General features: G+C 47.2%; 19 protein-coding genes. 9 read left to right on the top strand and 10 right to left on the bottom strand.

The genetic code is table 11. The features are described from left to right. The first annotated feature begins 57 nt into the window (after nucleotides 1-57). Nucleotides 58-474 (top strand): 2-amino-4-hydroxy-6-hydroxymethyldihydropteridine diphosphokinase, encoded by a 417-nt coding sequence (folK, locus tag ASC40_RS05205; protein WP_072243388.1) that lies wholly within the window; start codon nucleotides 58-60, stop codon nucleotides 472-474. Continuing rightward, the gene (locus ASC40_RS05200; RefSeq protein ID WP_055438717.1) at nucleotides 467-1,177 is read left to right on the top strand and encodes an SDR family oxidoreductase; all 711 of its coding nucleotides are present in this window, start codon (nucleotides 467-469) and stop codon (nucleotides 1,175-1,177) included. The genes folK and ASC40_RS05200 overlap by 8 nt, the downstream gene beginning before the upstream one ends. Here ASC40_RS05200 and acnA read toward each other — a convergent pair. After that, a complete protein-coding gene (gene acnA, locus ASC40_RS05195) occupies nucleotides 1,170-3,848 on the bottom strand; it encodes an aconitate hydratase AcnA (RefSeq protein ID WP_055438716.1) in 2,679 nt (892 codons plus the stop codon). The two genes, ASC40_RS05200 and acnA, sit on opposite strands and share 8 nt — an antisense overlap. Before the next feature lie 244 nt (nucleotides 3,849-4,092). Here acnA and ASC40_RS05190 point away from each other — a divergent pair, with 244 nt between their 5' ends. Further along, nucleotides 4,093-4,968, top strand: coding sequence for a sensor domain-containing diguanylate cyclase (locus ASC40_RS05190; protein WP_055438715.1), 876 nt, complete (start codon nucleotides 4,093-4,095; stop codon nucleotides 4,966-4,968). Between the two features lie 53 nt (nucleotides 4,969-5,021). After that, nucleotides 5,022-5,879: an acyl-CoA thioesterase II gene (gene tesB, locus ASC40_RS05185; RefSeq protein WP_055438714.1), complete on the top strand. Its 858-nt coding sequence runs from the start codon at nucleotides 5,022-5,024 to the stop codon at nucleotides 5,877-5,879. 33 nt (nucleotides 5,880-5,912) lie between these two features. Here tesB and ASC40_RS05180 read toward each other — a convergent pair whose 3' ends face one another. Further along, nucleotides 5,913-7,160, bottom strand: coding sequence for a NupC/NupG family nucleoside CNT transporter (locus ASC40_RS05180; RefSeq protein WP_055438713.1), 1,248 nt, complete (start codon nucleotides 7,158-7,160; stop codon nucleotides 5,913-5,915). A 36-nt stretch (nucleotides 7,161-7,196) separates the two neighbouring features. Continuing rightward, nucleotides 7,197-7,829, bottom strand: coding sequence for a uridine kinase (gene udk / locus ASC40_RS05175; RefSeq protein ID WP_055438712.1), 633 nt, complete (start codon nucleotides 7,827-7,829; stop codon nucleotides 7,197-7,199). Between the two features lie 193 nt (nucleotides 7,830-8,022). On the opposite strand from udk, the gene ASC40_RS05170 reads away from it, so the two are divergent. From ASC40_RS05170 to ASC40_RS05155, 4 genes are all read left to right on the top strand, one after another. Beyond that, nucleotides 8,023-10,809 carry a M16 family metallopeptidase gene (locus ASC40_RS05170; RefSeq protein ID WP_055438711.1) on the top strand — a complete coding sequence of 929 codons (2,787 nt, stop codon included), beginning with the start codon at nucleotides 8,023-8,025 and terminating at the stop codon, nucleotides 10,807-10,809. A 144-nt stretch (nucleotides 10,810-10,953) separates the two neighbouring features. After that, entirely contained in the window at nucleotides 10,954-12,078 is a 1,125-nt protein-coding gene (locus ASC40_RS05165; protein WP_055438710.1) for an S-(hydroxymethyl)glutathione dehydrogenase/class III alcohol dehydrogenase, read from the top strand. Further along, nucleotides 12,068-12,904: an S-formylglutathione hydrolase gene (gene fghA, locus ASC40_RS05160; RefSeq protein ID WP_055438709.1), complete on the top strand. Its 837-nt coding sequence runs from the start codon at nucleotides 12,068-12,070 to the stop codon at nucleotides 12,902-12,904. Before ASC40_RS05165 ends, fghA begins: the two co-directional genes overlap by 11 nt. Nucleotides 12,905-12,979: 75 nt before the next feature. After that, the gene (locus tag ASC40_RS05155; protein ID WP_055438708.1) at nucleotides 12,980-14,497 is read left to right on the top strand and encodes a putative bifunctional diguanylate cyclase/phosphodiesterase; all 1,518 of its coding nucleotides are present in this window, start codon (nucleotides 12,980-12,982) and stop codon (nucleotides 14,495-14,497) included. Here ASC40_RS05155 and ASC40_RS05150 read toward each other — a convergent pair. Together ASC40_RS05150 and ASC40_RS05145 are read right to left on the bottom strand one after the other, a co-directional pair. After that, the gene (locus tag ASC40_RS05150; RefSeq protein ID WP_055438707.1) at nucleotides 14,460-15,386 is read right to left on the bottom strand and encodes a sensor domain-containing diguanylate cyclase; all 927 of its coding nucleotides are present in this window, start codon (nucleotides 15,384-15,386) and stop codon (nucleotides 14,460-14,462) included. The genes ASC40_RS05155 and ASC40_RS05150 overlap by 38 nt on opposite strands. Then, nucleotides 15,383-16,723 (bottom strand): diguanylate cyclase domain-containing protein, encoded by a 1,341-nt coding sequence (locus ASC40_RS05145; protein ID WP_055438706.1) that lies wholly within the window; start codon nucleotides 16,721-16,723, stop codon nucleotides 15,383-15,385. The genes ASC40_RS05150 and ASC40_RS05145 overlap by 4 nt, the downstream gene beginning before the upstream one ends. A gap of 162 nt (nucleotides 16,724-16,885) precedes the next feature. Between ASC40_RS05145 and ASC40_RS05140 the strand changes: the two genes are divergently transcribed. After that, complete coding sequence (locus ASC40_RS05140; protein WP_055438705.1) at nucleotides 16,886-18,295, top strand: patatin-like phospholipase family protein; 1,410 nt, start codon at nucleotides 16,886-16,888, stop codon at nucleotides 18,293-18,295. A gap of 4 nt (nucleotides 18,296-18,299) precedes the next feature. On the opposite strand, the gene ASC40_RS05135 is transcribed toward ASC40_RS05140, so the two are convergent. The 5 genes from ASC40_RS05135 to ASC40_RS05120 form a co-directional block, all read right to left on the bottom strand. Continuing rightward, nucleotides 18,300-19,343 (bottom strand): catalase family peroxidase, encoded by a 1,044-nt coding sequence (locus ASC40_RS05135; RefSeq protein ID WP_055438704.1) that lies wholly within the window; start codon nucleotides 19,341-19,343, stop codon nucleotides 18,300-18,302. An 81-nt stretch (nucleotides 19,344-19,424) separates the two neighbouring features. After that, on the bottom strand, nucleotides 19,425-19,577 hold the full coding sequence (locus ASC40_RS11745) for a DUF3149 domain-containing protein (RefSeq protein ID WP_072243387.1): 153 nt from the start codon (nucleotides 19,575-19,577) through the stop codon (nucleotides 19,425-19,427). 88 nt (nucleotides 19,578-19,665) lie between these two features. Then, complete coding sequence (locus ASC40_RS05130) at nucleotides 19,666-20,895, bottom strand: methyltransferase (protein WP_055438703.1); 1,230 nt, start codon at nucleotides 20,893-20,895, stop codon at nucleotides 19,666-19,668. Nucleotides 20,896-20,903: 8 nt separating this feature from the next. Next, nucleotides 20,904-21,446: a SixA phosphatase family protein gene (locus tag ASC40_RS05125; protein WP_055438702.1), complete on the bottom strand. Its 543-nt coding sequence runs from the start codon at nucleotides 21,444-21,446 to the stop codon at nucleotides 20,904-20,906. Continuing rightward, on the bottom strand, nucleotides 21,447-21,938 hold the full coding sequence (locus ASC40_RS05120; RefSeq protein WP_055438701.1) for an LURP-one-related/scramblase family protein: 492 nt from the start codon (nucleotides 21,936-21,938) through the stop codon (nucleotides 21,447-21,449). Between the last annotated feature and the right edge of the window lie 36 nt (nucleotides 21,939-21,974).

The following is a 21,974-nucleotide window of genomic DNA, read 5'->3' as shown; positions in this document are numbered from 1 at the left end:
GAGGAAAATCATTGCAACTTAAGGTATGCTCACAAGCATTGCAGTATGGAAATCACTATGCGTCGATTATTTTTATGCACCATGGGGGCAAACATTGCGCCCGAGAAAAACTTTGCCAAAGCACGAGAGCGGCTTAAAATTCTTGGTCACGCTCACTATTCACGGGCTATTTATACCCGCCCTGTGGCCATGCAAAGCCAAGCGCAGTTTTTAAACGCGCTGTTACTCATTGATACCCCGCTCAATGCGCGGGAGCTAAAACAGCAATTTAATCAAATAGAAATTGATCTCGGTCGCGATCGTGACGACCCGTTGAGCAGCCAAAAAGATCGACCTATGGATATCGATATTTTAGGCGAAGCACAGTATGACGACAGTTGGCAGCAAGTGCCTGAATATTTAACCGCGGTGATTAAAAGTTTGCGCCCATTAGCAACCGAGCTCTCCCGCGACATGGAGTTAAGTCATGACTAATAGCAAAACTGCTTTCATTACCGGCTCGGGTCGGCGCTTTGGTTTAGCCCTAGCTCATGCTCTACTTGACGATGGTTATCAGGTGATAGCCCACTACAACACTTCTAAAGACGGCGTTTCCGAGCTTGAGCAGCGCGGCGCGGTTGCGGTGCAAGCGAACCTAGCTGACCTGCAACAGGTTTCGCAGTTAATTAGCGCGGTGAAACAGCACACACAACAGCTTGATTTACTGGTGAACAACGCCTCGTGCTTTTTCGACAATACTGTTGTTGACGACGATTTGGCTAACCTCAACACTGTGTTAAACGTGCACACAGCGGCGCCATATTTGTTGATTCGCGACTTACAGCCATTATTAGCAGTTGCCAACGGCAGTGTGGTGAATATCACCGATATTTACGTCGACAGCCCCTCAACCAACTACGTGGCCTACTGTGCCGCAAAAGCTGGCTTAGCCAGTTTAACCTTGGCATTCGCCAAAAAATTAGCCCCAGCGGTGCGGGTTAACGCTATCCAGCCAGGGCCAATATTGTTTTTGCCTGAGCACGACAGCGAGCACCGTCAAAAAGTACTCGCTGAAACGCCATTAAAGCTAGAAGGCGGCCTTGAACCGATGATCGCCACGGTGCGCTTTTTGCGCGACAACCCGTTTGTCACCGGCGAGTCGATTAAAGTCGACGGTGGCCGCGCCCTGCTTATTTAAGCATTTGTCGTAACACGTAATGTAAAATGCCGCCGCTACGGTAGTACTCCAGCTCGTTACCAGTATCAATGCGGCATTTCACCTCAAACTCAGCCGTTGAACCGTCGGCCTTCTTGGCGTGAACTTTTAGCATTTGGCCTGGTTTTAAGTTGTCATCAATGCCAACAATACTAATCTGTTCATCGCCTTTTAAGCCGTGCGCTTGTACGCCTTCGCCATCCATAAACTGCAATGGCAACACGCCCATGCCCACTAAGTTAGAACGGTGAATACGCTCAAAGCTCTCGGCAATAACCGCTTTTACGCCTAACAATGTGGTGCCTTTTGCAGCCCAGTCACGGCTTGAGCCGGTACCGTATTCTTTACCTGCCAACACCACCAATGGCGTTTCTTCTTTCTGATACAACATCGCGGCATCGTAAATCGACATTTCTTTGCCACTTGGTATATGTCGGGTATAACCACCCTCAACGCCATCTAGCATTTGGTTTTTAATGCGAATATTGGCAAAAGTACCACGCATCATCACTTCGTGGTTACCACGACGCGAACCGTACGAGTTAAAGTCTTTCACCGCCACGCCATTTTCTTGCAAGTATTTACCCGCTGGCGAATCTGGTTTAATAGAACCGGCCGGCGAAATGTGGTCGGTGGTGATGGTGTCGCCAAATACCGCCAACACCCGTGCGTCTTTGACATCACCAAGGCCGGCTAGCGGCTTGTCGATACCAATGAAATATGGCGGGTTTTTCACGTAGGTTGAGTCATCGCTCCAGTTGTAGGTTTTACCCTCACCAATTGGAATAGCGCGCCACTCGTCATCACCTTTAAATACTTCGCCATATTCACGGCGGAACATGTCACCGTCTACAAACTGAACAGCTTCAGCAATTTCATTGCTGCTTGGCCAAATGTCTTTTAAGTACACAGGGTTGCCGTTTTGATCTTCGCCTAAGGGGTCTTTGCTCAAATCAATACGGGTTGTACCGGCCAACGCATAGGCAACCACTAAGGGTGGCGATGCCAACCAGTTGGCTTTCACGTCTTGGTGAATACGGCCTTCAAAGTTGCGGTTACCCGAAAGTACCGACGACACCGTAAGATTCCCCTCGCGAATAGCGTCAGTAATTTCATCCGGTAATGGCCCTGAGTTACCAATACAGGTGGTACAGCCGTACCCTACAAGGTTAAAGCCTAGTTTATCGAGGTATTGGGTAAATCCGGCTTTGGCTAAGTAATCGGTCACAACCTTTGAACCAGGCGCCAGCGACGACTTCACCCAAGGTTTGCGGTTTAAGCCTTTTTCAATCGCTTTTTTCGCCACCAAACCAGCGGCCATAAGCACACTTGGATTCGAGGTATTGGTACATGAAGTAATTGCTGCAATAACTACATCACCATGTGACAAACTGTAGTCTTTGCCTTTCACTTTCACCGCTTTGTCTTTTTCGGCACTTTGACCGCTGCTTTCTAGCACCAAATCAAAGGCTGCTCCTAATTGCGGCATACCAACACGGTCTTGTGGCCGTTTCGGCCCTGCCAACGATGCTTCTACAGTGCTTAAATCAAGTTCTAAACTATCTGTAAACACTGGCTCGTTACCGGTTTCACGCCACATGCCTTGAGCTTTTGCATAAGCTTCCACCAAATCAATGGTGTCTTGATCGCGACCAGACAGTTCTAAGTAGCGCAAGGTTTCTTGGTCAACTGGGAAGAAGCCACAGGTTGCACCGTATTCTGGCGCCATATTACCAATGGTGGCACGGTCTGCTAATGGCAGGTTATCAAGGCCTGGGCCATAGAACTCGACAAATTTACCCACCACACCATGCTTGCGTAGCATTTGGGTTACGGTAAGTACTAAATCCGTTGCGGTAACACCTTCAGGTAACTTACCGGTCATACGAAAACCAATCACCTCAGGAATTAGCATTGACACCGGTTGGCCTAACATTGCCGCTTCGGCTTCAATACCGCCAACACCCCAGCCCAATACACCAAGGCCGTTGATCATGGTGGTGTGCGAATCGGTACCCACCAGCGTGTCTGGCATGACATAGGTTTTACCGTCTTGCTCTTTGGTCCAAGCGACTTTGGCTAAATATTCAAGGTTTACTTGGTGGCAAATACCAGTACCCGGTGGTACGACGCGGAAGTTTTCAAAGGCATTTTGGCCCCAACGTAAAAACTGGTAACGCTCGAAGTTACGCTCCATTTCTATACGAACGTTTTCTTTAAAAGCTTCGGGCGTGGCAAATTTGTCGACCATAACCGAGTGGTCAATGACCAAATCAACTGCTGACAATGGGTTAATTTGATCTGGGTCTTGCCCAGCTTTGGCCACGGCGTCACGCATGGCGGCTAAATCAACGACGGCTGGAACGCCGGTGAAATCTTGCATCAGTACGCGCGCTGGGCGGTACTGAATTTCGCGGTCAGACTTTCGTTCTTTTAGCCAGTGACCAATGGCTTCAATATCGTCTTTGGTGACCGTGCTACCGTCTTCATTGCGTAGTAAGTTTTCTAGCAGCACCTTCATTGACGTCGGCAACTTGCTAACGTCGCCAATACTTTTTAATTGCTCAGCAGCTTTCGGTAAGCTGTGATAATGAAAGGTTTTACCGTTTACTTCTAGCGTACTTAACGTATTCAAGCTGTCGTTGCTCGACATAGCCTAACTCCTTATCTAAACGATGCATCCCTTAAGCTTAGACACAAATTTGTGGTTCAGCCATAGCGCTTACTTATATTAAGTATTTAATCACTATGGGTATTTAGAAGACAAAGATCAACCGCCTAACACATTGATGCATGACAAGTATTCGCAACATTACTAACAATTGGTATAAGATGTCATACCAATGTGTGGATCAAATAATAATAGCTTTGTAATAAAACGAAACGATGATCAAACCATGACGCACCCTAAATTGAAAACATTTGAAGCGCTCGGCGAGTATATAGATTTACTGCTTGACGCTATTTGTGTGGTGAACCCGAAAGGCGAGTTCATTTATGTAAGCGCCGGTGGAGAACGGGTATTTGGCTACGCGCCGCAAGAAATGATTGGCCATTCCATGTATGAGTTTATGCATCCCGATGACCATGAACGCACGCACCAAGCCACTACCGAAATTATGCAGGGGGTGGTTAAGTTTGATTTCGAAAACCGCTATATTCGCAAAAGTGGCGAGGTTGCCACCATACTTTGGTCTGCCCGCTACTCAGAAAAAGATGATTTACGCGTGGCCGTGGCACGAGATGTCACAGCGCAACGCAAAGTAGAGAAAGAACGCCAGCAGCTGTTGGAGAAGCTTGAAAAGCTTGCAATGTTTGACCCTCTCACCGAGTTACCTAATCGCAGTTATTTTTATCAACGCGCAACCCAAGCGCTTGAGCACCATAGTGACATCGCCATTGTTTACATTGACTTAAACCATTTTAAAGAAATAAACGATAAATATGGCCATGCTATTGGTGACCAAATACTGCATGCCGCAGCACAGCGCCTAAGTACTGCGGTGCGCAGCCACGACACAGTCGCTCGAATTGGCGGTGATGAGTTTGTCGTACTACTTGAACGTATTCAGCAGCAAAGCGACGCCGAAGCTATTGTAAAAAAAATTCAGCACGCCTTAGGCAAAGCAATTCAAATAGCGAGCATACCGAATATCCAGTTTGACTTAGCGGCAAGCTTTGGTATTGCGCTGTCAAAACAGCATGGTAACGATCTTGAAAAACTGCTTCTGCATGCTGATAACGCCATGTATAAAGCCAAACGCAACGCTTGAAGCGCACTATTTAAGCCTTATAATGAACTCATCAGACCAGATAAGGAAACCGTATGAGTCAGGTGTTACACGATTTACTAGACTTATTGAAGCTAGAAACCATTGAGCAAGGAATTTATCGCGGCCAAAGCCAAGACTTAGGATTCGGCGCCGTATTCGGCGGCCAAGTGATTGGTCAGGCGTTATCGGCGGCCAAAGAAACCTTGCCTGAAGACCGCAAAGTGCACTCGCTACACACCTATTTTTTGCGCCCAGGCGATGCCCACAAACCCATTGTTTACGATGTAGAAAATATTCGCGATGGCAAAAGTTTTTCAACCCGCCGCGTGCAAGCTATTCAATACGGCAAGCCCATTTTTTACATGACTGCGTCATTTCAAATTGACGAGCCTGGTTTTGAACACCAAGACAGCATGCCTGAAGTACCGGGCCCAGAAGGCTTGGTTTCTGATATTGATATTTATCGTGAACATGCCGAACTCATACCAGAGGCTATTCGTAACAAATTTATTTGCGAAAAACCGATAGAAATGCGTTTCGTGACCGCTAATAATCCATTTAAACCTGTGGTTGATGAACCGCGCCGTTATGTTTGGATTCGCGCTAATGGCGACATGCCAGATGACCCGCGTGTACACAAATATTTATTGGCTTACGCCTCAGACTTTAACTTTTTACCGACTGCCCTGCAGCCGCACGGCCACAGCTTTGCGCAGCCCAACATTCAAATGGCCACCATTGACCATTCTATGTGGTTTCATAAAGACTTTCGTATGGACGACTGGTTGCTATATGCCATAGACAGCCCAGCAGCTACTGGAGCTCGCGGCTTGGTTCGTGGTCAGATATTTAGTCGCGACGGCACCTTGGTGGCCTCGACTATGCAAGAAGGTGTGATGCGTAAGCGCTAGGCGGTTAGCCCTAGCGCTTAGCTGACTCGCTCGTTAACCAAGCGTAAAGAAGAAACCAGCAATGGCGGCGCTCATCATATTTGCAAGAGTTGCCGCTAATAATGCTTTTAAGCCTAGGCGCGCAATGTCATGACGACGGCTTGGCGCCATACCACCTAGCCCACCAAGCAAAATTGCAATGGATGAAAAGTTAGCAAAACCACAGAGTACGAAGGTAATAATCACTTGGCTGTGCATGCTTAACTGATCTTTGTAGTTCACAAAGTCGAGGTATGCTACGAACTCATTAATCACCAGCTTTTGGCCGATAAAGCTACCAGCAAGCTGCGCTTCGTCCCAGCTAACGCCCAGCACATACGCAACTGGTTGGAAAATATAACCAAAGAGTTGTTGCAGCGATAAGTCTGGGTAGCCAAACCAGCCGCCAACCCACCCAAACATGCCGTTAATTAGTGCAATAAGTGCCACGAAAGCAATCAACATAGCCCCCACATTAATAGCGAGTTGCACACCGCTGGAGGCGCCCGCAGCGGCGGCATCAATGACGTTAACCGCGCGGTCTTCAACCTCAACATCGTCGGTTTTTGCGCCATCACCTGCGCCGGCGATAATATTTTCAATATCTTCGCGCGGTTTTTCGGTTTCTGGAATTATCATTTTGGCCATTAACAAGCCAGCAGGTGCTGCCATAAAACTGGCGGCAATAAGGTATTTCAGCTCAACCCCAACACCAGCATAGCCAGCCAATACAGAGCCTGACACTGACGCCATACCACCAACCATAACCGCAAATAATTCTGAGCGTGTCATGCTGGCAATAAATGGGCGTACCATCATGGGTGCTTCGGTTTGGCCAACAAATACGTTAGCGGCAGCTGACATTGATTCAGGACGGCTACTACCGATTATTTTTTGCAATGAACCACCCAACACGCGGATAATCCACTTCATAATACCTAAGTAATACAGCACCGAAATTAAAGACGAGAAAAAGACAATAACGCTAAGCACTTGAATGGCGAACACGAAGCCAAAATCGGCCGACGCTAAGCCACCAAACATAAACTGAATACCGGCGTTGGTAAAAGCAATTACTTTAGCGACGCCCGAGGCGACCGCATATAAAACGTCTTGCCCAAATGGCACATAAAGCACAAACGCACCCAATGCTAATTGAAATGCAAATGCCCCGCCTACGGTGCGCCAGCGAATCTGTTTACGGTTACTAGAAAATAAATAAGCAACCAATAAGATGATCGCGATTCCAAGAAAACTATTCATAAGTAAATGCCGTTTTTGTTATCGTTATTTATCGGATTATTCAGCCAGCAACTGGCGAATTTTTGATTTAATTAAATCGATGGCAATTTCATTGTGGCCACCACGGGTAACCACTAAATCAGCAAATTGCTTCGAAGGCAGAATAAACTCAAAAAAGGCGGGACGCACGGTTTCTTGATACTGCTCTGCTACTGACTGAATCGTACGGCCGCGTTCTTCCACATCTCGTGTCATACGGCGCAGCAAACAAACATCAAGCGGCGTATCCATAAACACAGAAATATCGAATATTTTTCGCAGGTTAGGGTCGTTAAGCAGAAGAATTCCTTCAACCATGATGACCTTCCCTGGACTAATTTTTATGGTGTCTGGCAAGCGTGTATGGGTTTTATAACTGTATTGAGGCATTTCAATAGCTTGGCCTTGACGAAGCTGCTCTAAATGCTCAACCAACAACTCATGTTCAAATGCCGACGGGTGGTCGTAGTTGGTCAACTGACGCTGCTCAAAACTCATGTGGCTTTGGTCACGGTAATAAGCGTCTTCAGCCAATATAGCAATACCTTGCCCACCAAGCTCAGCCACGAGCTCTTGGTAAACGGTTGATGCAAATAAACTTTTACCCGATGCAGATGCGCCTGCAATGGCGATGATGGTTGTTTTTCCCACGCTTAACTTCTTTCTTTTTGCCCGACAACAGCCGAGAATTATCGTCGATTAGGCGGCTAAATGGAAGCTTTGTAAAAGTTTGAACAATCTTGTTACATTTTTGCGCCGCGAATTCATAGGCTCGGTTGCCAAGGTTGGCTATGATAGCCACACATTAATTTATTCATGTTAGGTATAAACAAGGAAACCGACTATGAAATTTCGTCATACGCTAACGGCTGTCGCTGTTGCTTCTGTATTACTGACCGGCTGCCAAGCTACCGCAAACAATGCACCAGCTACCGAAACTACAGCAGTTGCAGCCCAACAGTTCCCGAACGTTGCCATTAACTACGAAAGCTTCACTTTAGATAACGGTCTACGCGTTGTTGTTCATGAAGACCGTAAAGCGCCTATTGTGGCGGTAAACGTTTGGTACGCCGTAGGTTCAAAAGACGAAAAACAAGGTCAAACCGGCTTTGCGCATTTATTTGAACACTTAATGTTTAACGGCACCGAAAACTATGATGACGAATATTTCGGTCCGTTTGAACGTGCAGGTGCTACCGACATGAACGGCACCACCAACAGTGACCGTACCAACTACTTCCAAAACGTACCAACCCCGGCGCTCGACATGGCGTTATGGATGGAATCTGATCGTATGGGTCACTTGCTTGGTGCTGTTACCCAAGCCAAGCTTGATGAGCAACGCGGCGTTGTACAAAACGAGAAGCGCCAAGGCGAAGCTCAGCCTTATGGCCGTGTATTTGGCTTCTTAGCTGAACAAACCTTCCCTGAAGGTCACCCATACTCGTGGTCAACCATTGGTTCGATGGAAGACCTAAATGCTGCGTCTTTAGAAGACGTGCATCAGTGGTTTAACGACTACTACGGTGCCGCTAACGCGGTGGTTGTTTTGGCCGGCGACATTGATGTTGCGACTGCGAAAGAAAAAATGCAGAAATACTTTGGCCATATTGCACCGGGTAAGCCGCTACAGAAATTAGAAAGCTGGGTTGCGAAAAGAACCGGCACCAAGCGCGCCACAATGGAAGACAACGTGCCTGCAGCACGAGTTTATAAGCTGTGGAATACTGCTGAAATGGGTACCACCGACTCAACTTACTTGAATTTGCTAACCAGTATTTTAGCAAGCGGTAAAAACTCGCGTCTGTATCAGCGCCTAGTTCACGAAGAGCAAATTGCCAGTATGGTTTCTGGCTTCCAATATGAACGTACCCTTGCCGGCCAGTTCTTCGTGATTGCCGATGCCAAACCTGGTGTCGAACTTGAGCGCATTGAAGCCATTATTGACGAAGAGCTTGCGAAAATTATTGCCGAAGGCCCAACTGCTGAAGAGCTAGCGCGCGTGAAGTTCTCTGGTGTAGCCGACTTTGTTCGTGGTGCAGAGCGTATTGGTGGCTTTGGTGGTAAGTCAGACTTGCTAGCCGCTGGTGAGGTTTACCATGGCGACCCTGGTTTCTACAAAGCCGAATTTGAACAACTAAAAAGTGCTACCCCGGCCGACATTCAAGCCGCCGCAAAACGCTGGTTAAGCGATGGTGCATTTGTACTAAACGTTGTGCCACAGCCGCGTTATCAGCCAGCAGCGGCACAAGCTGACCGCTCTAAACTTCCTGAAGTTGGCGAGTTGCCCAAGCTTGATTTGCCAGAGCTAACCACTTTTACCCTGTCAAACGGCCTTGAAGTGGCTTTAGCTGAACGTCACGACGTACCTACTGTACAAATGAACTTAAGCTTTGATAGCGGTTACGCTTCAGATTTCGGTGGTAAAGTGGGTACCGCTAGCTTTGCCATGAGCATGCTGCGTGAAGGTACCGCACAGCGCACATCGCAAGACATCGCTCGTGAACTAGAGATGCTCGGCACCAACTTGTACACCAACGCAGGTATCGACAGCTCAACCGTATCCATGGACAGTTTGGTAGCAAATCTTGAGCCAAGCTTAGCGATTTTTGCTGACGTGGTACAAAATGCCGCCTTTGCCGAAGATGAAATTGAACGTAAACGCGGCAACTGGCTAGAAAATATTAAGAAAGAGAAAGCCTCACCAACCAGCCAGGCAATTCGTATTCTGCCAGGTTTAATTTTTGGTGATAACCATGCTTATGGTGTGCCGTTAACCGGCTCGGGTACTGAAGCTTCAATCACGTCATTAACTCGTGATGACTTAATTAGTTACCGTAATACATGGTTGCGCCCTGACAATGCACGCTTAGTTATTGTGGGTGCCACAACAGAAGCTGAAATTAAGCCAATGTTGGAAGCGGCCCTGAGCAACTGGCAGGCTCCAGCGACAGCGAAGCCAACCAAGCAGTTCACCGATGTTGCCATGCAGCCACAGCAGCGTGTGTACATTATTGACCAACCCGGCGCACCACAATCAACTATTTTAGCGGGGCATTTAGCACCATCTGAGCGCGTTGATAACGCTGAAGCATTAGACGTGACCAATACCATTTTGGGCGGCAGTTTCACCAGCCGCATCAACATGAACCTACGCGAAGACAAAGGTTGGTCTTACGGTGCCCGTACTATTTGGTCTAGCTACAATGAAGCCGGTATGTTCATTACCATGGCGCCGGTACAAACTGATAAAACCAAAGAGTCGATTCAAGAAATCGTAAAAGAGTTGACCCAGTACCAAACCAAAAAGCCAGCAACAGCAGCAGAGCTTGAGAAAGTTCAAATGAACAAAACGGCGAAACTGCCAGGCGCCTACGAAACTAAAGGCGCATTGCTAAGTGCCATTGTGGGTACGTTAGATAAAGGTAAAGATATGGCATGGTTAGAGAACTATGCCGAGCGTGTAACGTCTATTACCTTAGATGACGTGAAAGCCAACGCAAATACGCTAATTAATCCGGAGTCACTTACTTGGGTTATTATTGGCGACGCAGCAACAATCACTGACGAAGTTCGTAGTTTGAACTTAGGTGAAGTGACTATGCTTGATAGCGATGGTAACCCGCTGTAACACACGTTCAACTAATGTAGTATTCTGCACCTATTGCCGCTCTGCTAGCCTAGCTACAGAGCGGCTTTTTTATGAGCCTTTTTTAATTTTCCACCGTAAGGGTTAAACTACCCTTCTCATACATGAAAGCAAAAGGACGTAACCATGGACATGATCAAAACGCGCGCTGCAGTAGCATGGGCACCTGGCGAGCCATTATCCATTGAAGAAGTGGACTTAATGCCGCCGCAAAAAGGTGAAGTGTTAGTGCGTATTGTTGCCACCGGCGTTTGCCATACCGACGCATACACCTTGTCAGGCGCAGACCCTGAAGGCGTATTTCCGGCTATATTAGGTCACGAAGGCGGCGGTATTGTTGAAGCCGTTGGTGAGGGCGTTACTTCTGTTGAAGTTGGCGATCACGTCATTCCTTTGTACACACCTGAGTGTGGTGAATGTAAGTTCTGTAAATCGGGCAAAACCAACCTGTGCCAAGCTATTCGCAGCACTCAAGGTCAAGGTTTAATGCCTGACGGAACCACTCGTTTTTCAAAAAACGGCAAGCCTATTTATCATTACATGGGCACCTCAACCTTCTCTGAATACACGGTAGTACCCGAAATTGCTTTAGCCAAAGTCAGCAAAGAAGCACCTTTAGAAGAAGTGTGTCTATTAGGTTGCGGCGTAACCACCGGTATGGGTGCGGTAATGAACACAGCCAAAGTACAACCTGGCGATACCGTAGCAGTATTTGGCCTAGGCGGTATTGGCTTGTCGGTAATTATTGGCGCAGTGATGGCCAAGGCTAGTCGCATTATTGCCATTGATATTAACGAGTCAAAGTTCGGTATTGCGAAAAAACTGGGAGCTACCGACTGTATTAATCCACAAGATTACGACAAGCCTATTCAAGAAGTTATTGTCGAGATGACCGACGGTGGTGTTGATTTCTCTTTTGAGTGTATTGGTAACGTAAAAGTTATGCGTTCTGCTCTTGAATGTTGCCACAAAGGTTGGGGCGAGTCTGTCATTATTGGGGTTGCCGGTGCCGGCGAAGAAATCTCAACCCGCCCATTTCAATTGGTTACCGGCCGAGTTTGGCGTGGTAGCGCTTTTGGCGGCGTAAAAGGCCGCAGCCAATTACCCGATTACGTGCAACGTTATCTTGATGGCGAGTTTGAGTTAAGTACCTTTATTACTCACACCATGGGCCTAGACGACATCAACAAAGCATTTGATTTAATGCACGAAGGTAAATCGATTCGCTCGGTGATTCACTATGATAAATAAACTTAGTGAAACCAAAGCATTTGGCGGCCGCCAAATGCGCTTTGAACATGAATCAAACACACTAAACTGCACCATGCAGTTTAGCGTGTTTTTGCCGCCACAAGCCGCGAACGCCAAAGTACCTGCACTGTATTGGTTGTCTGGGCTAACCTGTACCGATGAAAATTTTAGCAGCAAAGCAGGCGCGCAACGCGTGGCTGCAGAGCTAGGTATAGCGCTGATAATTCCTGACACCAGCCCACGTGGCGAAGGCGTACCCGATGACAGCGACGGCGCTTATGACTTTGGCCTAGGCGCTGGGTTTTACGTGAATGCCACTCAACAGCCGTGGGCAAAGCATTACCATATGTATGACTACATTGTTAAGGAACTACCTGAGCTTGTTGAGCAATCACTTCCACTTACCTCAGCGCGCAGCATTAGCGGCCATTCAATGGGCGGTCACGGCGCGCTAGTTATGGCCTTACGCAATAAAGGCATGTACCGTTGTGTGTCGGCATTTGCACCCATTTGCCACCCCACACAATGCCCGTGGGGGCACAAAGCCTTCAGTGGCTATTTAGGCGATGACCGTGATGATTGGCAGGCCTACGACGCCACCGAACTATTGCTGAAACATCGCACTGCGCCGCCAATGCTGGTTTCACAAGGTGAAGCTGATAATTTTCTGGCCGAGCAACTGCGCCCCGATGATCTTGGGCAAGCTATTGCGCAAACAGGAATTGAGGCCACACTTGAGCGCCATGAAGGCTACGACCACAGCTATTATTTTATTGCGAGCTTTATTGAGCAGCACTTACATTTTCATGCGAAATACTTAAAATAAATGTGGTTAAATTTTCTGCTCCTTGCTAATGTAAATTTTACCTAAACGGTAAAACAACACGACAAGGAGCAGTATATGTCGCCGCGTCGCACAGCCGCAGCCATTGCGTTTCTCTATTTATTCTTAGGCTATATCTGGATTAGCTTTTCAGATCGTTTTGTTTTTACCCTCGCCGCCGAGTCTTCTTATTTAACCCAATTACAAACCTACAAAGGTTGGGCTTATGTTACGGTCACTGCCTTTATGCTCTATATTCTTGCCCACCGAGCCCTACAACGTGAACGCAATTTTTCTGAGCGCGATGGGTTAACGCTGTTATTAAATCGGCACATGTTTGAGCGCGAACTGAACAGTGAATTGGCTTACGCCAAAAACAAAGATCACAACCTAACCGTCATTATTCTCAATATTGACGGTTTCAAACAAATTAACAGCCACGTCAACCTTGAAGCTGGCGACCGCTTTTTAGTGCAAATTGCAGATATTATTCGCGACTCTTGTCATCAACAGGCGTTATTAGCGCGATTTGGGGGCGATGAATTCGCCATAGCCCTACCCGACTCGCGCTGGCCTGACGCTGTTGTGCCGCTTATTCAAAACATACAACGGCGCATTGAAAACTTGCATGTTGCCGAAGCGCCGCGACTTAACTTCTCAAGTAGCGCCGGTATTTCGCTGTACCCTCGCGATGGCAACACAGCAAATACCCTTATTGACGCAGCAACCTTGGCGTTAGATGAAGCCAAAAACTCGGCTCGCGGCTCATATAAATTGTTTAATGCCGAGTTAAGTCAAATTGTTTCAGCGCGCGCGCAGCTATTACTTGACCTAAAAGAAGCGGTTGCACAAAAGCAATTAACGGTAGTTTACCAACCACAGTTTTGCGTACAGAAAAACATCATGACCGGCGTTGAGGTGCTAGTGCGTTGGCATCACCCGAAAAAAGGCATGATTCCCCCCTCTGACTTTATTCCTCTGGCCGAAGAGAATGGTTTAATTTGCGCAATTACAGACTTTGTGATGCGCCAAGCCATACACGAATTAATCTCGAACGAATTACTTTATCGTGACATTAAACGAGTGTCGTTTAATGTCTCTGCCGCTGACTTTAACAATAGCGAAAGTTGCGAGCGCTTTATCGCAAACCTGTCTTCGTTACCGGGTGACTGGTCTGTCATTGAGTTAGAGCTGACCGAGAGCGCGGCGCTGTTAAACTTAGAAGGTATTAAAGGTGTTCTGAATGTACTTCACGAAAAAGGGGTTCAAGTTTCGCTGGATGATTTTGGAACCGGTTATTCTTCGTTGAATACGTTACGGTTACTGCCTATTCAAGAAGTAAAAATAGACCAAAGCTTTGTCAAAGATATCGTCAAAAACAAGCAAGATGCGAAACTTGTGCGCACTATTTTAGCTATGGCACAAGCGCTTCATCTGCGGGTGGTTGCCGAAGGTGTCGAAACACACGCACAAGCAAATTACCTAATGAACGCCGGTTGTGAAGAGTTTCAAGGCTATTTGTATGCGCGCCCAATGCCCATTGAGCATTTAATTACCTTTATTCGCAATTTGAAGCAGCAACGCGCGCAATCTTAATCTGATTCTTGCCCTGTTGTTTAGCCTCGTACATCGCTGCATCGGCAGCGCGCAAAATACCCGCAACATCGTAATTTATCGTCTGATCTCCGCAATGGCAAACCCCCATTGATAACGTCACTGGCCAGTTATGGTCGGCAAGCTCATGCATTAAACGCTCTCGCACCCGCTCAAGTACATGCAAGGCATCTTCAAGAGTTGCGCCTGGGTGAATGGTAGCAAACTCATCACCACCAACACGTGCCACGAGGTCTGAACCACGGCAACCGTTTTTAATCACTGAAGCGACGTGTTGTAGAACATTATCACCAACTTCATGACCTTGGGTGTCATTAATGCGTTTAAAATCATCTAAATCAATGAAACATACGGCAAATTGCCAGCCATGTTCACGTAGTTCAAGAATATCGGTTTCAAGCTCTTCAACAAACGAACGGCGGTTCGCAAGGCCGGTTAAATGATCAGTTAACGCCAGGGCTCGCTCATGTTCGAGTTCACGTCGTATTTTGTCTTCAGTGAGCTTAAGAGAAGTCGTATCACGCACAAAGGCAATGGCATATGCGCCATCCTCAAGCTCCACATGACTAAGCATAATTTCGACGTAAATGGTGCTGCCATCTTTGCGCTGACCGACAAACTTAAAGCCTTTGCCCATGGGCCGATTTTCACCGCGCGCAAAAAATGCATTTACATGATTTTGGTGAGCACCGCGAACCGCATCAGGCAAAAGCATATCCAAGCTTTGACCAAGCAGTTCACGCTTTTTGTCATAGCCAAACATGTCAACCAACATACGGTTAACCAATACAAATTCACTGTTTCGGTTAACCACCATGGCAGCATCAGGAATAACTTCAATTAATTCAGCAAGGGTGCGGTCTGTATTCATGCGTTCCGTTTTTGTTTGTACATCTTATGATCGGCGCTGTGTATTAACGCATCAAGGGTTTCGCCATCAGCGGGAAAGCTGGCATGCCCTAAACTGGCCGACACTTCAATTAGCTGCGATTTATAACTCACCGGCTCTCGTATTGCTTGCGCAAGTTTATTACATTGCTCGGCGATAATTTTCGGGTTATCAACCCCCATCAGCACTACCAAAAACTCGTCGCCGCCAATGCGGGCAACTAAATCGGACGTGCGGGTATTCACCAACATACGGTGAGCCAACGATTTTAATACGGTATCGCCTGCCTGATGGCCAAATTGATCATTAATTTGCTTAAAGCGATCAATGTCGATAACGACGACTGTGAACGGGGTTGGGTGTCGCCCGTAAATATTCACTAAGGTATTCAGTTGCTCCATAACCTTACGACGATTCGCAACGTTCGTTAATGGGTCAACCATGGCCTCACCGTAAGAGGCACGATACCACAAAAACAATGTAAAGAGCATGATATACAACGCCAGCACATAAGGATATCCGATGAGGCGAACCCTTTGCTCCTGCCAAAACGTTAATACTTCATTGGCATCGGCTGCCAAGGCCAACAGCCAGTAACCATTCGGAAAACGCACGCGCTCCGTAAGGTTAGCATTGGTAAAGGTATCTGCAGAGCCCAGAAAAATATCACCTTGTGCACCAAGCCCGTCACGCCCACGCATGGCAATGTCGTAGCGCTCAGCCATGCGATGCAGACCAACCTCGGCGAATAGAGCCTCCACATCAACCACCACGGCGATCACTCCCCAATATTCCTGAGATTGATCGGTATGGGTGAAAACCGGAATGCGATAAATTAAGCCTTGCCCGCCTTGAATAAGGCTTACCGGCCCGGCCAAAATAGTTTTTTGCGTTTCTTGAGCGCGTCGAACTGCGTCTCGCTGCTCAGGTATGGAATCATAATCAAAGCCAATGATAGCTTCATTATTTTTTAGCGGGTACACAAATTCAATAATGTTATTTGGAGCAACTGCAAGGTTACGAACGAACTTGGTTTGATCAATAAGATCTTGCGCCAAACGTTGCCATTCTGCGGGCGAACTAGTCGGATGCGAGGTTAAGTAGCTGGCAAAGCCCCAAGCGCTATAAATCGCTAAATTTATCTCTGACTCAATATCGGCACGTAGTTTGGTAAACTCTGTCTGAGTTTCACTCAAATAGTGGGCTTTGGCGCGCTCTTTATTTAAGCTATGAAAGTATTCAACTGAAACTAAAGCCAGAGCCAATGAACTGAGCACAGCAACAATAAAGACTATCCGTTTGGGTCGTGTGACGAACACAGTGGCTCCAATAACAATGTAAACACTTTAAACATAATGCAACTGGTGTAATTAGCAACTGAATTTTCGTATCAAATTGCGTAATTATTGCTCGAAACTAGCTAGTCATTTGAACTCGCTATACACTGAGTTTAGTTATTTGTAGATTAGACAAGGAATACTATGCCACACGTAACGCCGCCCGAAAAGCCGCAAGCCGAGGCGCATAAAGTGTCAAACTTGGTACTTAATAAAGTTTCCGTTATTCTTTTTTTAGTCACAGCGCTATCTGGTTGCGCCACCTATGGCGCAATCGATAACCATTCCCAAGTGGAAGATGCAGCACCACAAAATTATTCGTTAGCTAACTATGCTGCGGAACATAACCGTTCGGACGATATAACCTTGGTGCTGGCTTTTTCTGGTGGTGGCAGCCGCGCCGCAGCTTTATCTTATGGCGTGCTTGAAGGGCTACGAGATACCCAAGTGACTATTGACGGTAAGTCGGTTCGCTTACTTGATGAAGTGGACATGATTACCTCAGTGTCAGGCGGAAGTTTTACCGCGGCGTACTTTGGACTGCACGGCGACAAAATATTTAATGACTTTGAAGATGACTTTTTGCGCCGCGACTACGTGTCGGAATGGGTTTACGGTATTGCTAGTCCAGTGTTGTGGTTTTCGAACCGTGGCCGCACCGATATTGCCACGCGTATTTACGAAGAACGCTTATTCAAAGGCGCAACCTTTGCAGATTTGAACAAACGCAATGGCCCACTCATTTTAATCAACGCGTCTGACTTAGGTGGCGGAATACGGTTTTCATTCGTGCAAGAATATTTCGATTTGTTGTGCTCGAATATTGCCAGTTACCCTATTTCACGCGCAGTTACCGCTTCTTCAGCAGTACCCGTTATGCTCAACCCTGTAGTGTTAAAAAACCATAAAGGCTGTTTTAATGCAGCGCAAAATTACCTAGAAGAATTAAACGAATCGCAAATTGCCGAAGCCAAGTTGTCGCCGCACCTATTGGAAACTGTTGCGTCGCTGCGCAGTTATAAAAATAGAGACGAGCGCCAATACATTCATTTGGTTGATGGCGGTATTACCGATAACCTCGGTTTAATGGCATTTTATGAGCTCGTAGAAATTGGCGGCGGCATTACCAACTTTATGAAGCGCATTGGTAGTAAACCTTCAAAGCGCTTGGTTATTATTTCGGTCAATGCTTCGACAAAGCCACGTTACAATATTGAACACACGAATGAAATTCCTGACATTGAATCAACGATTAGCGCCGTAACTGACACACAGCTGCACCGATATAATGCAGCGACAATTAGCCTAATTCGTCGAAGCATGGCACGTTGGTCTGACGAACTATCGTCGTTTTGGGAACCGATTGATCCCTATTTTGTAGAGATAAGTTTCGAAGGAATTCAACAGCAGCAGCGGCGAAGTTTCTTTAATCAAATTCCAACCAGCTTGTCGCTAAATAAAGAACAAGCTGACGCGTTAATCTCAGCAGGCGTTGAGTTACTTGAAGAAAATTCAGAGTTTCAACGCCTGCTTGACAGTATGAACAACGACTAAGTGATTATTGATTACTTAAGCGTTTACCAAATGAAATAGCATATGCCGCTGAGCGAATTGGTAGCACGGGGTCGTCACTTGGGCGAATACCACGCGCAACACGCACTGGGTCGAAATTAATTGGAGTACAGGCCTCGCCACCGGCACTCGTGACCGTAATGGTGCCGACGTTAACTTGCTCTCGCTCGGCTGGCCATTGGGCCGATGGATCATTGGTTGGGTCGTCAGCCGCACCAATAGTCCAATGCCAATCGAAGGTCACCGAACCGTCGCTTTTCACCCGCTCAAGTAGTCGTTCAGTCAAAAAGCTTTTTGGCCCAGAGTCAACTTGCTCTTTAGTGAGGCTTTTCTCGCCCTCCTGCGGCACCAATTGCCAACGGAATTTTTCCGCATCACCTTGGGTATTTGCCCAAAAAGCATGAATACCATAGTAGGTTGCCGATGTGTATTCAGCCGACGGGGTACGCCCGCGATTCCATTCAATCGCTGGCTGCATTGACGGGTGCGCTGCCATAAATTTTTGTACATCTTCGCGGGTTGCTTCACCACGCATCATTTTTAGGTTCCACTGCAGCAGGCCTAAAAAGTGGTTTGGGGTGGCACCTGAAAATACCGGCGAAGTAATACCGGCAATGGTATGTGATTGACTATTTGGCAAATCAAACTGAATACCTACGCCGCGCGCTCCGCGTCGTTCATCGGCATTAGGGTTACCACCGCCCATCGAAAAACGCAGGGTTAATGGCGCATTATCTACTTGAAATAACGGGCTGGTGAAGCGCTGTTTCGCTGCCGTCGATGGAGTAAACGCTCCCACCGCACAAACACCACGTGCGTGTGCCTTGCGAATACCAGGGTGCTCACCGTTAATCTCTTTAAAAATGGCAATGAAATCTTGCGCGGTGGCACTTTTTGGCAACGCATAGCGCTGGTCGTCTTCAGCTTTGGAATGATTATGTGCGACAACCGTTGTAGGCAGCGCAAACATAACCGCTAGAGTTAATGACTTGAAAGCCACCGGCGATAATGCAACTTGAAAACGTTTCATCGGGCATTCCTTTCACTTAAATGAAGTATTTAAATAAGATTAGAATTAGTCCCTAACTTACGCCAACAAGTTCGCAATTGATCAATGAGAACCCGATTTTTGCTCTAGTTCTGCCTCTGCAGCTTTTTTAATAAAGAAGATGGCATAAAAAACACACAAGCCGACAACGATTGCGAGGCCAGTAAATGAAAAGAAAATAACCGGGTCAGTAAAAAACTCGCGCCATACACTCATAACCTTACTCCTTATGTGGTTTATGAGTTTATGGTAGTCGAGCCACTAAAAATTATATTGATGAGCGTCAAACTTCCGCGCGCAACAACTAACATCGCTGCGCTTTTAGCAGAAAATTTCGCGGGGTTTGTTGGTAGTCGCAAAACTCAGCAACAGTCACGTTATAACCTAGCTCTTCTAGCCAAGCCGCTCGGTCAAGTACCAACAAACACTCTAGCGGGCGTCGAAATACATGGCGTAATAATTCTAACCGCGCCACTCGCTGCATGCGCTGGTGCCCTTCGGCTAAATACCGAGGCCAGTCACACTGCGCTGGTAGCTCAAGCTGGTGTTGTTGTGCCGCCCACTGTGCAAAATCTGCAAAGCCGCCAGCAAACCACTTTTTATTCACCGAACTCAACGGTTTATAGTACGAATCACTGGTAAGTGATTCACGCCAACATTGGTAAGCCAGCCGCCAATGAACTTCGGTTTTGCGCAGCTTTGCTATTCGTTCTCCCGCAGTTACTTGCGCTTGAACTGCCAGCTTGAGGTCATGCGCACTGAAACTAAGATGCTGCTGTTGCAGTTGCTGCTGTGCTGCGTTGGATAACCCTTGATATGGCACTTGCTTCGTTAAGTGGTAGCAACAAGGCGCTATATAAATCTGCTCGCAATGCGCTGCGGCGGCTTGTGCAATAAGGGCATGATGAAGATCGCCACATGCATGCAGCGCGAAGGCTTGCGAGGCTTCGGTGAATTCTGGTGCCAAACGTTGTGCATCGGTCATGACATTGGCATGCACAAAGCGCTGGTGAAGTTGCAAGTTTTCAGCCAGAGCCTGGCCCGCGTGGCATAGCGGCGCTTGCCATTCCACACTAACTACCGGCTGGGCACGGGTAAATGCCAACAATCGGCCCAAATGCCCCTTTCCGGCGCACCATTCAATGGCTGTACCAGAAACAACCGGAATTTGCCCTAAAAATGCACGAATTTGTGCCAATTTACGCCCGCCAATACCGTTACTCAACCAAAACGGCAGTTCCTCCTGCGAGAACGAGCTTAGTTGGTTATTGCTGGTGATGGTTGGTAGCGCAATGACGTCGTTGAACCAAGGAGCAAAAAACGCATTTAAGGCGTCAGTATTGGTATCAAGGTGCTCAACCTCATCATCGCTTAGGTGTTCAAGTGCGTGGCGTAGATCGCTTGCAGCAAATGCTAACAATGGGTCGGTATTTTCAGGCGAGTCGCAGACCGCCGAAAATGCAACGAATTGCCAATATTCACGAAATTTAGCAAGCGTTTCAACATAGCGCTTTAGCGCCTCAGTAACGACCATAAACTTGCTTATTCGGCAGGAATAAATAAGCGCAATGTAGTGACTCTGCCACCGACAATTTGCACCACAAACAAGTCGCCGTAGTCTTTCTCTGACAGCTCTGGTGCATCACCGCCGGCTGCGCGAACTATATCGGGCACGGTATTACTATGACCAATGATTACGGCCGTTTGTCCATAAGCGCGAATGGCTTGAATTAGACCAACACTATCGCCGGCAGCATAGGTGTTAACACTTTGGTTCAATTGCGTTGCTAACGGCTGCGCGGTTTGTTGAGTGCGCTGATATTTGGTCGCATAAATACGTTGTATGCTTGCTTTGCTAAGCACTTTAGCTAGGTTTGCCGCGCGGCGCCGGCCTTTTTCAGATAGCTCAGGATCTGGCTTATTAGCTACTTTCTCGGCATGTCGAAACACATAAATGGTTTGGCTAGCCCTGCTCGCTTCGGCCTCGGCTTGAGCTTGTGTTTGATTAGTTTCTGCATGTGCCATGCCAAATACCCCCAAAGAAATAACCACCCAAACAAGTGTACGCAACAGTGCATTGGCCATTTAATCCGACGCCTTCTTCTCAAGCTGCATAGCCACCACCGCCAACACGGTAAAAAGCTCATCGTCATGGCTGTCGGTCAACACTTCAACATTGTGCGTGTCGCGAATAGATAACAATTTTTCGGAAGCCTTCGCCAACAGTTGATTATTGCGCGTAATGGTAAAGGCTAAATCCAGCAAATTACCTTTAAAAACTGCGCCTTCATAGGGACCACCGGTAACCCAATACTCACGCTTCAAGCTAAAGAATTTGCGTTGCAGTGTCATCGGCCCAAGCTGGCCCGAAACCACAAACGTCGGTCGTATAGCCAACCGTTTATGATGAATTTGCATCAGCTCTTGGTTATTGTGGTCGTAAATACGCCAACGCCGTTTAAGTAAAGCAAATTCACCTTTAGCGTAGTACGCCAATTGCTCAGATGAACTGTCAGTAATATCAATACGCCCCAACAGTGAAACAATACGTGTAGCAAACGTAAGTGTGCGAGCCATAAGAGGTTCCTAGTTTTGATTTTTCTTATTGTTATG

Source organism: Pseudidiomarina woesei (assembly GCF_001418345.1).
Lineage (GTDB): Bacteria > Pseudomonadota > Gammaproteobacteria > Enterobacterales > Alteromonadaceae > Pseudidiomarina > Pseudidiomarina woesei.
The sequence above is the reverse complement of the archived record's forward strand: the minus strand, read 5'-3'. Positions and strand labels throughout refer to the sequence as shown.

Bases quoted from the DNA above. Each gene is read 5' to 3' on its own strand.
- folK (WP_072243388.1), top strand. From the start codon at position 58: ATGCGTCGATTATTTTTATGCACCATGGGGGCAAACATTGCGCCCGAG.
- ASC40_RS05200 (WP_055438717.1), top strand. From the start codon at position 467: ATGACTAATAGCAAAACTGCTTTCATTACCGGCTCGGGTCGGCGCTTT.
- acnA (WP_055438716.1), bottom strand. From the start codon at position 3,848: ATGTCGAGCAACGACAGCTTGAATACGTTAAGTACGCTAGAAGTAAAC.
- ASC40_RS05190 (WP_055438715.1), top strand. From the start codon at position 4,093: ATGACGCACCCTAAATTGAAAACATTTGAAGCGCTCGGCGAGTATATA.
- tesB (WP_055438714.1), top strand. From the start codon at position 5,022: ATGAGTCAGGTGTTACACGATTTACTAGACTTATTGAAGCTAGAAACC.
- ASC40_RS05180 (WP_055438713.1), bottom strand. From the start codon at position 7,160: ATGAATAGTTTTCTTGGAATCGCGATCATCTTATTGGTTGCTTATTTA.
- ASC40_RS05170 (WP_055438711.1), top strand. From the start codon at position 8,023: ATGAAATTTCGTCATACGCTAACGGCTGTCGCTGTTGCTTCTGTATTA.
- ASC40_RS05165 (WP_055438710.1), top strand. From the start codon at position 10,954: ATGGACATGATCAAAACGCGCGCTGCAGTAGCATGGGCACCTGGCGAG.
- fghA (WP_055438709.1), top strand. From the start codon at position 12,068: ATGATAAATAAACTTAGTGAAACCAAAGCATTTGGCGGCCGCCAAATG.
- ASC40_RS05155 (WP_055438708.1), top strand. From the start codon at position 12,980: ATGTCGCCGCGTCGCACAGCCGCAGCCATTGCGTTTCTCTATTTATTC.
- ASC40_RS05150 (WP_055438707.1), bottom strand. From the start codon at position 15,386: ATGAATACAGACCGCACCCTTGCTGAATTAATTGAAGTTATTCCTGAT.
- ASC40_RS05140 (WP_055438705.1), top strand. From the start codon at position 16,886: ATGCCACACGTAACGCCGCCCGAAAAGCCGCAAGCCGAGGCGCATAAA.
- ASC40_RS05135 (WP_055438704.1), bottom strand. From the start codon at position 19,343: ATGAAACGTTTTCAAGTTGCATTATCGCCGGTGGCTTTCAAGTCATTA.
- ASC40_RS11745 (WP_072243387.1), bottom strand. From the start codon at position 19,577: ATGAGTGTATGGCGCGAGTTTTTTACTGACCCGGTTATTTTCTTTTCA.
- ASC40_RS05130 (WP_055438703.1), bottom strand. From the start codon at position 20,895: ATGGTCGTTACTGAGGCGCTAAAGCGCTATGTTGAAACGCTTGCTAAA.
- ASC40_RS05125 (WP_055438702.1), bottom strand. From the start codon at position 21,446: ATGGCCAATGCACTGTTGCGTACACTTGTTTGGGTGGTTATTTCTTTG.
- ASC40_RS05120 (WP_055438701.1), bottom strand. From the start codon at position 21,938: ATGGCTCGCACACTTACGTTTGCTACACGTATTGTTTCACTGTTGGGG.